Genomic DNA, 12,411 nt, shown 5'->3' on the forward strand with positions numbered 1-12,411 from the left:
AGAAATGAGAGAAAAGTCAGAAATGGCTGCTTAAGAAATTATTATATTTAAACTGTCCGGTTGAAAAATCTGCCTCAGGGCACATTTTGAACCAATCGAGCAAAGGTCGCTCGCTTGTTTCAAAACTGCACCTTTCACTAAGCTCCTTCGTCGCCAAGTGAAATTTCACCACTGAGGTCTGCATCCCCGGGCCCCTCCGTCTAGATAGTGACATAATCCCCCCTTGGATTGAGTTTTACCGGTTTATTTGCTACAAATTGGCACTGTTTGCTCGTCCTATTTCTCACATGTCTATCTCAGGCTTTATCTATTCTGGTGGGAGTAGGTGCTTCCTTTTCTTGTTTGGAAATATTTTCTTTCTAGATTGCTTACTCTTTTCTCGGTTCGCGGGACTTTGCTCCGCTCATTTTTGTTTCCTGACTTACATTGCTGTTGATGACTTTCTTTGTTTGTTGGTTAGATAAGAGTAAATATATATTTTATCTCTTGCCTTCGCTTCTTGCTTGCGTGCTCGTTTCTCGCACTCTTGCCTTGGCCTGATGTGTTGTTCTTTTCTCTATTTATTTGCTTCTGGCTCTTGTGCTTGCTTCGCTTGCACACTCGCATTTGATTTTTAGATTCTTATTTTGTATTAGGTTTGATTATATTTATCTGCTTTTTTTGATTGGTTGTGCCACGTTTTTTATTTTTTGTGATGGTATGCTGGGGGTTATTGAGATTTTTTTGTTTTGTAGCTTGTTGGTTTATGAAATGTACATCAATTTTGAATATAAAAGATATATTAATATGGAATTTTTTTTGTTGTGTTTTTTGCGAAAATAAGTTTGGCAAGTAATTGCCTTTTTAGGCTTTTTAATTTTAGGGGTACTATTGCATTTGCATTATAAATTTTATTTGGGAGCGGAGCGATCTGTATAGATAATCAATCATTGGTGAAATGTCTTGATGAGTCTGTAGCACAATTTAATATTCTGGCCGAAGGGGACTTGATTAGTATTTCTATGCGCTTTATTAATCAATTGCGCACTGGGGATTCTGTCCCGACGGTGATTAGTTTTCGAGCTTTTTTGAAGGAATATGATGAGGCTACTAAGCACTTACATAAGGACAATGTTGATGAACTTGTGTTTAAGATCGACGAGTATTTGGATGAGCATTTGGAGAGTAAGAAACAACGCTTGAGAATGGCATCTGGATTGTAATGGGGGAAGACTGCGAAGTACAGTAGTCTCTGTATAATAAAAAATGGACGGAAACCAGTTATATTTGGTTTTCGTCCATTTTTTAATCGTATTTCAACTTTTTTTAGAAAATTTAAACTTAACTGATTAAATTAGACTTATAATCAGTTAATTTTACTAATATCGATTCAAAATTTTCAGGTAATTTAAATGCTTGTGTAGAGATGTTTTTATTTACACTAAATGCATTTAATAGTCGTGTAGAAGTCATTTGTAATTGATCGAGATCATTTGTGCATAATACGATTATTAAAATACAGGCAAATATATTGTTAATGTTTTTTGATGGGAGAAAATCTTTTTCGAAACTATTCGTGGCTGTTAGCTGTTTGTTAATTCGTGTTAAAGGCAAAGGAGATTGTATTGATATTTTGGACAAAACAATGTCGTGAGCAAATTGATTTCGAAAGTCACGCAACATTTTAAAGAACAAGGTAAACATTTCTAATTTGAAGTCGGTTTCCCAAGGAAAACGTAATGTTTCATTGATAATTTCGTTTTTTAATGGTTTCTTTAGAATTTTATAAAGGTTGAATACTTCACCAAACATAGAATCATTAATAAGTATCCATGGTGGGATTTAGATACCCAGTGTCTGAACTGTCCACACCAAAGTGCTTTGAAATTGCATATGAAATTTGTGTTTTAAAATACTTTTCAAGTCTAAGTAGTTGATTAAATATTATTTCTTTGTAAACATCCTCAATTAACTTCAACTCAACAAGGTCATGAATAGTTGTATTATCTTTGAATATTATTGGATTTGAGGATTTAAGAAAATAATTAATATTTCCATTTACCAAATCATAATACGAGTATGTTGAAAGAAAATGTGAGGCGACTTTTCTGTTGTTGATTATCAGATTTCGACTGATGAGCAAATCTATTTGCTCATCATAAGTCTTAAAAGGTTTATCAAAATGTTGTAAATCGTTATTATTGGACAAAAAAATACCTCCCAGCAAAAGTGGAAGGTGTCTTTTTAGTCTAGCGACCGTCTTATCCACTTAAATATATCAACTATAGTCATAATAATCAACTAATTTTTCTTACAGGATCACCCACAGAAACAAGTTTATTTTTAACTTCCATGGGTTGAAGTTCTTTTTTGTTAACGGGTAGTTCGTGAATTATATTTGTTGTTATAGTTTTTTTCGTATTAAAAGCAGATAATAAGTTCGTTTGTTTTTCTTCAGTTTGGGTGGTTATGTATTGGCAAATAGAAAATTCGTGATAAACGGTAACAATTTCGACTTGCGCTTTAATGTAATCTAGGGTTCCTAAATTTCTGTTCGTCATTGGGTCAATAATACTTTGGCCTCTTTCATAAATTTCGAATTTCTGATGATTAGTAGCACCGTTAGAACTGCCATAATTTATTATTATTGATTGAGTATCAAGAATTCTAATTACGTGATATTTGTCCATTTGGGTTACTCCTTACAATGAAAAAGTATTAGTAAGTATAAAAAGGTTGTTGTGATACTGTTGATTATCAAGTATTTGTACTGTTTCAAAATGATTTTATTTTAGTTGAGAAAGTAATATCAATTGCTTAAGTTAATCCTTAGAATCAAGGTAATTAAAGGAAAAAGTTAAATTTCTTTCCGTATAGAATCGTCAAAATTCTTCTTTTTATATAAAAATGATAATATTGTTTTAGAAATGAGGTGAGCTGATGGTAAAAATTTATAGGCGCTCTTTGCAAGATGTTCCTATTTTGGAAGTTGTTCAAGAGGAATTTCGTTATAGCAAAGCACCGATTGTTATTTTTTATCACGGTTGGAGATCTGATAAAGAATTGGTTTTGACGCAGGCTCGGAAGTTGGCTGATAAGGGAATCCGGGTAATTTTGCCTGATGCTATGAATCATGGACAGCGGATCCATGATATTTCTTCGGTGCCTTCTTTTACTTTTTGGAGTACGATCCAAGGTAATTTGGCGGAATTTTCGTTGATCCTTGATTTTTATCGCCGTCGCGAGTTGATCAAGGATGATCTGATCGGTGTTGGCGGCTATTCGATGGGTGGCATGACCACTGGGGCGCTCTTGACGCAGCATCCGGAGATTTCCGCTGCCGCTATTATTATGGGAAGTCCTAAGTTGAATGAGTATGCTAAGTTGGTCCGTGAGAGTGCTAAAACTCATCATTTGTACATTCCAGACGATATGAAAAAGCTGACTAGTTGGATCGATGATTATGATCTGGATAATTATCCGGAGACGATTGCCAATCGTCCGCTGCTGTTTTGGCATGGGACTGAGGATGAACGGATCCCTTATGAACAGTCGAAGAGTTTTTTTGATAGTATCAAAGGAAAGCCTTATGCTCAGCAGACAGCTTTTATTACTGGTTATCGAGCTAAACATTTGGTGGAGCCTCCGTTGATGGATAAAATTGCTAATTTTTTTGAATATTATTTGGCATAAACTATTTTGATCAAATCTGAAAATAAATTTTGTTGAATTCATAAAATTCTCAATGAAAAAACACCCTATACTAAAGATGTACCAAAAAATACTGCGGATATCCTCATCACATCGTATGGAACATGCCATTTTTGGCACAGATCTGCTAAAGTGGACGAGGTCTGACTGCTTGATCATTACACAAATTAAATAGATCAAGCACTACCCATCAGGCTGAATCCAAGGTACAAATCCCATCCTATGAAAAAACGAGAGTGAATGAAAAATATTCGACTGAGAGGTTTTAAACTTAAGGTCGCTATTTACAGTAACTCTATTCAAATAAAATGGTCGAAAACCGTGTTTGGTTTTCGACCATATTTTTTTGAAAAATAAAGTATATAGATTAAATCTTCGTATAATCCACATCCACCAATTTTCTCCGCAAGATCTTGCCACTGGATGTGACGGGCATTTCTTTGATCAATCGAAATTCGCGGGGGACTTTGTAGTGGGCTAAACGACTTCGTCCGTATTCGATCAAATCGCTGCTGTTTAAGAAGACGTCTTTGTCGACGGTGATGTAGGCTACTGGGACTTGACCCCAGTCTTCATCGGGGAGACCGATTATCTCGATGTTGCTTAAGCCTTCGATTTTGGCGTAGACGTTTTCGACTTCCTCGGGGTAGATGTTTTCGCCGCCGGAGATGATCATGTCATCTTTTCTGCCGCTGATGAATAAGAAGTTTTCTTCATCTAATCGACCGAGATCGCCAGTTTTGTAAAAACCGTCGGCGGTCATTTTCTTGGCGAATAGTTCGGGACGATTTAAATAGCCCTTGGCCACGTTGGGAGCTTTGACTTCGATCTCGCCGATCCCGTCAGTAGTTTGATGAGTGATCCTTAAATGAACTGGGAATAGTGGCTGACCTGAAGAACCCATTTTTCGTTGGGCATCTTGGAAATTCAAGGCAACGATGTTGGAAGCAGTTTCGGTCATGCCGTATGATTGGATCACAGGGATGTTGAAGTTTTGACATCTTAGTAGCGTCCAATTGTCGATCGGTCCGCCACCTAGAAATATGCAGCGGAAATTGTCGTTGAATTTCTGGCCGGGTTTTAAACCGTTCAATATTCGCTTGAGCATGGTCGGTACTAAGGAAATAATGGAAGCTTGACTGTCCATTAAGATCTTGTTGATCAAAGTGACGTCAAATTTGTCCACTAGATAGACGGGGATGCCGTAGATCAAAGAACGCATCATGATCGAAAATCCGGAAATGTGAAACATGGGTACGGTCATGATCCAGGCGTCTTTTTCATTAATGCCTAGGTTCAATGACATGCCGATGGCAGAATAAAAATGATTGCCGAAGGTTTGCAAGACGCCTTTGGGACGTCCGGAAGTTCCCGAAGTATACATAATAGAAGTAACGTCGTTGTTGTCGAATTCGGCCACTGGTTGATAGTCTTCAGTCGGTTCTAACGACAAAACAGCGGACATTTTCAGCTTATCCAAAGGTAGTTCTTGTAAGTTATCATCGTTTAAGCTTTCGTCGACTAATATTAGTTTCACCTTGGAATCGCTAGCTTGAAATTTTAGTTCAGCTGACGACAGTCTAGTGTTGAAGAAAACTATTTGGCATCCGATCTGTTGCAAAGCTAAAGTAGCGACGTAGCCGTTGAAGGAATTAGCTGTGAATATACCGATCCGGTCATTTTTAGTGACGCCGTTGTTGTACAATTTACTTGCATACAGTTGAACGGTATCGTTTAGTTCCGCAAAGGTGAAATCTGTGTATTGATAGATCAAGGCAACCTTATTTGGACTTAAGGCTGCGCGTTTTGTAAGCCAATTTTCCAAAAAGTCTGACCTTCTCTCTATGGGAATTTAGGGAATTTGTCAAAGTCGGGATCGCGCTTTTCGAGGAAGGCATCACGACCTTCTTTTCCTTCATCAGTAGTATAGAAGAGCATCGTTGAGTCTCCTGCCATTTGTTGAAGTCCAGCAAGTCCGTCGGTGTCGGCGTTCATAGCTGCTTTGATGAAACGGATAGCAGTTGGTGATTTCTTCAAGATCTCATCGCACCAAGCAAGTGTTTCTTTTTCCACATCGGCTAAGGGAACGACTTTGTTGATCCAGCCCATTTGGAAAGCTTCGTCAGCTGTGTAAGGCTTGCATAAGAACCAAACTTCTTTGGCACGTTTGTGACCGATGACTCTAGCTAAGTAAGCTGAACCGTATCCGGCGTCAAAAGAACCAACTTTAGGACCAGTTTGCATGAATTTAGCGTTGTCAGCCGCGATGGTCAAGTCGCAAACTAGTTGCAAGATATTACCGCCACCAACAGACCAGCCACGCACCATGGCGATTACTGGCTTAGGGATGATCCTGATCAAGTGTTGTAAGTCGAGAACGTTTAAACGGGCAACGTGGTCAGAACCAACGTAGCCACCGTTGCCACGGACGCTTTGGTCACCGCCGGAACAAAAGGCGAGGTCGCCTTGACCAGTCAAAATAATGACACCGATCGAAGCGTCGTCACGACAATAATTGAAAGCCTCGATCATTTCTTGTATCGTATCAGGTGTAAACGCATTTCTTTTTTCGGGACGATTGATAGTGATCTTGGCCACTTTACCCATTCGTTCGAAAAGAATCTCTTTATAATCTTTAATGTTTTCCCATTTACTCATAAAAATAACCTCCGAGGTGAAATAATGAATTTATTAGATAATCTAGGGATCGAAGTATCCGATCAAGGTAAAACTCGCGTCGTCCTCAAGATGAAGATCGAGGACAAACACATGCAACCGCATAAGATCATGCATGGCGGCATCAGTGCTGTTTTAGCCGAAACGGCTGCCAGCATGGGCGCCAATCTAAATATTGATGAAGATGGCTACGTTGCTGTCGGGGTCGACATCATGACCCACCACTTGAACCCAGTCAAAGAAGGGGTCTTGGTGACTGAAGCCACGCCGGTCAGAGTCGGCAATTCCATCCAAACTTGGACGGTGACGACTCATCTGGAAGGACACGCCATCAGCACTAGTCTCAGTACGGTAACGCTTAAAAAAGTAGCTCTTAAGACAGTATAAGCTATTTTTTTTCCGGAGTAGAGCCGTGAATTGATAATTTCAAAAAAGGCCAAGATTATCAAAGCGACTCCGAACAATTGATATAGGAAGATAATCGTTTTCGATGGATTCAAAATGAAGACGATCCCCGCTATGATCAAGAGTGCCGAATAAAAATAGTCTAACCAAGGCGTGACATTGATCGATTTTCTCGTATCGTGCGAGTCACGAAATTGGTTGATGCCGTTTGCTAATAGCAAAATGCCCAAGACAGGTGGGACGAGCGTAACTAAGAATTTGGCGATGAACAAGATCACGACAGCTACGACTAAAGCTAAGACGCCGAAGCCGAGCGTGATATTGTTTTCACCAGTTTTTTTCTTAATGCTCAGACCATCGATCAAGGACAGGACGCCGTAAAAAGCTACATAGGCAGAAACAATGTAAATAATGAAATCCAAGCTTTTGGTGGGTTCCAAAACGATTAATATTCCGGCAGTCGCCAGAAAAATAAACCGTAACCAACGGTATAGTTGGAATTGTTTGACCATTTTTTCACTTCCTAAAAGTATTCATACTTTCATGATATCAGAAAATACTACGAAAAAAATTTTGAATATAAGATAGTATTTTCACAATTGAGAGAATATTTTCAGATAATCCCTGAAAATAAAAGGTTTATCAGAATACTTTTATTGTGAAAAAAAAGTGGTAAAGTATATATTGATTACGTTATAGGAGGACAATTATGAAAGTACGTGCATCAGATAAGATGGTAGACATCATGTCCAAATGGGGCATAGACAATATTTATGGTATTCCCGGTGATTCAGTAGATACAACGATCGACGCAATGTATCGGGCACAAGATAAGATCAAATTCACTCATGTTTTGCATGAAGAGGTTGCTGCTTTGGCAGCTTCAGCTCACGCTAAACTTACAGGCGAGATCAGCGCCTGCTTATCAATTGGTGGTCCCGGTGCTATTCACTTGTTGAACGGACTTTATGATGCCAAGATGGATCACGCTCCAGTTTTGGCTATTTTAGGATCAGTTCAATCAAAATTGATCAATACCGACTTTTTCCAAGAAGTTGATACACATGTTTTGTTTGCTGATGTTGCCGTTTACAACAAAATCGTTATGGATCCTCAATCACTCCCAAGGATCGTCGATGAAGCAATTAGAACTGCTATCTCCAAACGTGGGGTTGCTGTCTTAACGATCCCTGATGACGTTCCTAATCATATGATCCAAGATAACTATCAACCAAATGTCGACACCTTCAAGTTGGAAGACTTGCGTGTTGACACTGGCGAGATCGACAAGGCACTCGACTTGATCGAAACACATGACAAGCCAATCGTTTTGGCAGGTCGTGGTATCGAAAATGCCAAAGATGAAGCCAAAGAATTCATTGAAAAATACAAGATCCCAGTCATCCAAACGATGCCTGCTAAAGGATTGATCGATGATGATCATCCATATAACTTGGGACAATTAGGTAAGTTAGGTACTAAACCAGCTTTTGAAATGATGAGAAAAGCTGACCTTGTGATCATGCTTGGTACTGACTATCCTTATGCTCCATATTTGAATAAGAAAGTTGACGCTATCCAAGTTGATAACGATGGTGACAAACTCGGCAAACGTCGCAATGTCACAGTTGCTATCCAAGGTGATACGGCTGACGTCTTGCAACAATTGATCGACCGTGGTCAAGCCGTTTCATCACGTCCATTCTTGGAACAAGCTGAAGCTAAGATCACTCTTTGGAGAAAGTGGCTCAAAGACGTTTATTCTAAGAACCACAAGGGTGTTCTTCCATCACTCTTGTTCCACAACATCTCTGAAAATGCTCCTTCAGATGTTGTTTGGTCGATCGATGTTGGTACCGCAACGGCTTTTGGTGCTAGATTCATTGACACTAAACATACGCAAAAATACACTATCTCAGCTTGGTTAGGTACGATGGGCTGTGCTTTGCCTGGTGCTATCGCAGCTAAGAAAGCTTACCCAGATCGTCCCGTTTATGCTATTGCTGGTGATGGTGCTACTTCAATGGTCATGCAAGACTTTGCGACAGCCGTTAGATACGACTTGCCAATGCTTTACATCGTCTTGAACAACAAATTATTAGCTTTCATCGAATACGAACAACAATCAGCTGGTCAACAAACTTACGGTATCTCTTTACCAGATATCGACTTTGCTAAGTTTGCTGAAGCTGCTGGTGGTATCGGTGAAAGGATCACAACTGACAAACAATTCAGTGAAGCTATCGAGAAATATCGTAACCCAACGAAACCAGTACTTTTGGACGTTGCTGTTACTGATGAAGCTCCACTTCCAGGTAAGATCATGATGGATGAAGCTAAAGGATACATGAAGTTTGGTTTCGTTCACTTGAAGGACAAGGGCTCATTGCCTACATTGCCTCCATTCAAAGAAATCATGAGATCATTCTTGTAAGATTAATTAAATTAAATTTAAGAAAAAGGGATAACCTCCAAATGGTGTGGTTATCCCTTTTTCTTGTGTTTGAAATATTTTTTTACTGAAAATTCATTAATAATCATTGCACGTAAATTAGAAAAAGATTAGAATATCCTTATTTACCAAAAAGATAATTTAAGGAGGTGTAATTATGGAAGCTCGAAAAGTTGACCATAATCACGTAGAAGACAAACGTCTGATAGATCGTGAAAGTAAATATTTCGCTGCTGCTGGTCGGATCAATTATTTTGATTTAGTGATCGATTCGGCACATGGAGCAATTCTAACAGACGTGGATGGGAATAAGTATATCGACTTGTTGGCTAGCGCATCAGCTATCAATGTCGGACATACGAACGATTTGGTGGTCAAAGCGATTAAGGATCAAGCAGAGCAACTTATCCATTACACACCTTCGTATTTTCATCATAGACCAGAACAAGAGTTGGCCGAAAGGCTAGCTAAATTGGCACCCGGACCTACTCCTAAAAAAGTCGGATTCGGTAATTCTGGTTCTGATGCTAACGATGCCATTATCAAATATGCCCGGGCTTATACGGGAAGACAGTATATCGTTTCATACATGAACGCCTATCACGGTTCAACTTACGGTTCGATGGCCGTTTCTGGCGTTAGTTTGAACATGACACGGAAAATGGGGCCTTTGATGCCGGAAGTAGTTCATGTTCCTTATCCTGACTTGTATCGTCGCCAAAGCGGAGAATCAGAACACGACGTAGCAGTGCGGTTCTTTGAAGCTTTCAAGCAACCGTTTGAAACTTTCTTGCCCGCCGATGAAGTCGCTTGTGTTTTGATCGAACCGATCCAAGGAGACGGCGGACTCGTCAAAGCTCCGGAAGAATATATGCAATTAGTTTATGATTTTTGCCACGAGAACGGCATCTTGTTCGCTGTCGACGAAGTTAACCAAGGGATGGGTCGAACAGGTCACATGTGGGGCATCCAAAACTACCACGATATTGAACCTGATCTGATCTCAGTGGCCAAGTCATTAGCTTCAGGGATGCCGCTATCCGCAGTGATCGGCAAAGCCGACATCATGGATAGTTTAGGTTCACCCGCACATACCTTCACCACAGCCGGAAATCCTGTCTGCTGTGCCGCTGCTTTAGCAACATTGGACGTTTTGGAACAAGATCATTTGATCGAAAAATCGAAAGTTGACGGTCAGTATGCCAAAGCACGTTTTGAAGAAATGCAAGACAGACATCCAAATATTGGGGATGTCAGAATGTTTGGACTCAACGGTGGGATCGAATTAGTTGAAGATAAAGTAACCAAAGTTGCTGATCCTGATTTTGCTACCAAAGTCATTTACTACGCTTTTGAACACGGCGTCGTCATTATTACTTTGAAAGGCAATATCTTGAGATTTCAACCACCACTAGTCATTACTCGTCAAGAGTTGGACCAAGCACTCGATGTCTTGGATGACGCATTTACCGCAGTAGAAAATGGGGAAGTAACATTACCAGAGTCTGATCAAAAAATCGGCTGGTAGTTTTAATTGGAGGATAATTTATGAGTAATTTATGGACTAAAATGACTCGACGAGAGGACCCGAATATTTATCAAGATAAGGATGCTCATCTATCGCGAGTTTTAACAGTAAAAGATTTCTTAGCATTAGGTGTTGGAACGATCGTTTCGACTTCGATCTTTACTTTACCTGGTGTCGTTGCCGCAGAACACGCTGGGGCAGCTGTTTCACTATCATTCTTGGCCGCTGCTATCGTTGCCGGGATGGTATCTTTCGCCTATGCCGAAATGTCATCAACGATGCCATTTGCCGGTTCAGCTTATTCTTGGATCAATGTTGTTTTCGGTGAATTTTGGGGCTGGATCGCTGGCTGGGCACTTCTAGCGGAATATTTCATTGCCGTAGCCTTCGTTGGATCGGGGTTATCGGCCAACTTCAGAGGGCTGATCGGGCCGTTAGGCATCAAGTTCCCGAATGCCTTATCCAACACCTTAGGTTCTAACGGCGGGATCATGGATATCACTGCCGTGGTCGTGATTGCCTTAGTCGCCTTTTTACTATCGTACGGAGTTTCCAACGCTGCTCGTGTTGAAAATGTGTTAGTTGTTTTAAAAGTTTTAGCTGTTATCCTTTTTATCATCGTTGGTTTAACAGCCATCCATCCACAAAACTACGTGCCATTTATTCCGGAATATCATGTAAATCCTGATGGTTCAGCCTTTGGTGGCTGGCAAGGTATTTATGCCGGAGTTTCCGAGATCTTCTTAGCATATATCGGATTTGACTCCATTGCTGCTAACGCCGCTGAAGCCAAAGATCCTGCAAAGACTATGCCACGAGGCATCATCGGTTCACTATTTATCGCTGTAGCTTTATTCGTTGCCGTTGCCTTAGTTCTAGTAGGGATGTTCCACTACTCTGAATATGCTAACAACGCCGAACCTGTTGGTTGGGCTTTAAGAACTGCCGGACACGGAACTGTTGCAACCATCGTTCAAGCAATCGCCGTTATTGGTATGTTCACCGCTTTGATCGGTATGATGATGGCCGGTTCACGTCTACTTTACTCATTCGGACGTGACGGCATGCTATCTGGTTGGTTAGGAAAATTAAACAAACACAATTTACCTAACAACGCCTTATTAGTATTAACGATCGTTGGTATCATCATCGGTGCCGTTTTCCCATTCGCTTTCTTAGCACAATTGATCAGTGCCGGGACCTTGATCGCCTTCATGTTCGTCTCACTAGGCATTTACGCTATCAGAAAACGTGAAGGAAAAGACTTACCACAACCAGGCTTCAAGATGCCACTATACCCAGTACTACCAGCCGTCGCCTTCTTAGGCGCATTAGTAGTCTTCTGGGGACTAGACATCCAAGCTAAAACATACGCTGGAGCATGGTTCTTACTAGGCTTGATCATCTACTTCGGTTACGGGATCAGACACTCTTACTTGAATAAGAGAAAGACAAAGAAACTAACTGATTTAGAAAAAGCTGAAAACGCTGAAGAAGCAGAAGATAACTATCAAAAATAATGTAAGTAAAAGAGCCTGTGACATAAGTCTCCAAAAAAGGGTGTTGTATTAGAACCGTCAGGTTCTGATACAACACCCTTTTTGATATAATTATATGTATAAAAAAGAGCATCGGTCGCACCCGATACTCTAAGTACTTC

The 12,411-nt window shown here is 40.2% G+C and carries 10 protein-coding genes and 1 pseudogene; 6 read left to right on the forward strand and 5 right to left on the reverse strand.

The window, feature by feature from the left end:
- Positions 1-1,001: 1,001 nt before the first annotated feature.
- On the forward strand, positions 1,002-1,202 hold the full coding sequence (locus tag EKM78_RS11475; protein ID WP_164507337.1) for a hypothetical protein: 201 nt from the start codon (positions 1,002-1,004) through the stop codon (positions 1,200-1,202).
- Between the two features lie 118 nt (positions 1,203-1,320).
- Here EKM78_RS11475 and EKM78_RS13195 read toward each other — a convergent pair.
- Both EKM78_RS13195 and EKM78_RS11490 read right to left on the reverse strand, forming a co-directional pair.
- Positions 1,321-2,248: pseudogene (locus tag EKM78_RS13195) on the reverse strand (Abi family protein).
- Between the two features lie 28 nt (positions 2,249-2,276).
- On the reverse strand, positions 2,277-2,669 hold the full coding sequence (locus EKM78_RS11490) for a hypothetical protein (RefSeq protein ID WP_125772399.1): 393 nt from the start codon (positions 2,667-2,669) through the stop codon (positions 2,277-2,279).
- Positions 2,670-2,919: 250 nt separating this feature from the next.
- Here EKM78_RS11490 and EKM78_RS11495 point away from each other — a divergent pair, with 250 nt between their 5' ends.
- Positions 2,920-3,672 carry an alpha/beta fold hydrolase gene (locus tag EKM78_RS11495; RefSeq protein ID WP_125772401.1) on the forward strand — a complete coding sequence of 251 codons (753 nt, stop codon included), beginning with the start codon at positions 2,920-2,922 and terminating at the stop codon, positions 3,670-3,672.
- Between the two features lie 385 nt (positions 3,673-4,057).
- Here the strand turns inward: EKM78_RS11495 and EKM78_RS11500 are convergent, their stop codons facing one another.
- Together EKM78_RS11500 and menB are read right to left on the reverse strand one after the other, a co-directional pair.
- Complete coding sequence (locus EKM78_RS11500) at positions 4,058-5,515, reverse strand: o-succinylbenzoate--CoA ligase (RefSeq protein WP_125772403.1); 1,458 nt, start codon at positions 5,513-5,515, stop codon at positions 4,058-4,060.
- 17 nt (positions 5,516-5,532) lie between these two features.
- The gene (menB, locus tag EKM78_RS11505; RefSeq protein ID WP_425453555.1) at positions 5,533-6,348 is read right to left on the reverse strand and encodes a 1,4-dihydroxy-2-naphthoyl-CoA synthase; all 816 of its coding nucleotides are present in this window, start codon (positions 6,346-6,348) and stop codon (positions 5,533-5,535) included.
- 24 nt (positions 6,349-6,372) lie between these two features.
- On the opposite strand from menB, the gene EKM78_RS11510 reads away from it, so the two are divergent.
- Complete coding sequence (locus EKM78_RS11510) at positions 6,373-6,753, forward strand: PaaI family thioesterase (protein ID WP_125772407.1); 381 nt, start codon at positions 6,373-6,375, stop codon at positions 6,751-6,753.
- Here the strand turns inward: EKM78_RS11510 and EKM78_RS11515 are convergent.
- Positions 6,678-7,283 carry a DUF308 domain-containing protein gene (locus EKM78_RS11515; protein WP_125772409.1) on the reverse strand — a complete coding sequence of 202 codons (606 nt, stop codon included), beginning with the start codon at positions 7,281-7,283 and terminating at the stop codon, positions 6,678-6,680. The genes EKM78_RS11510 and EKM78_RS11515 overlap by 76 nt on opposite strands.
- Positions 7,284-7,480: 197 nt before the next feature.
- On the opposite strand from EKM78_RS11515, the gene EKM78_RS11520 reads away from it, so the two are divergent.
- From EKM78_RS11520 to EKM78_RS11530, 3 genes are all read left to right on the forward strand, one after another.
- Positions 7,481-9,205, forward strand: a complete 1,725-nt coding sequence (locus EKM78_RS11520; protein ID WP_125772411.1) for a pyruvate oxidase — start codon at positions 7,481-7,483, stop codon at positions 9,203-9,205.
- A gap of 175 nt (positions 9,206-9,380) precedes the next feature.
- Positions 9,381-10,751 carry an aspartate aminotransferase family protein gene (locus EKM78_RS11525; RefSeq protein ID WP_125772413.1) on the forward strand — a complete coding sequence of 457 codons (1,371 nt, stop codon included), beginning with the start codon at positions 9,381-9,383 and terminating at the stop codon, positions 10,749-10,751.
- A gap of 20 nt (positions 10,752-10,771) precedes the next feature.
- Positions 10,772-12,271 (forward strand): APC family permease, encoded by a 1,500-nt coding sequence (locus EKM78_RS11530; RefSeq protein WP_125772415.1) that lies wholly within the window; start codon positions 10,772-10,774, stop codon positions 12,269-12,271.
- Positions 12,272-12,411 lie beyond the last annotated feature (140 nt).

The organism is Companilactobacillus furfuricola, assembly GCF_003946325.1.
Lineage (GTDB): Bacteria > Bacillota > Bacilli > Lactobacillales > Lactobacillaceae > Companilactobacillus > Companilactobacillus furfuricola.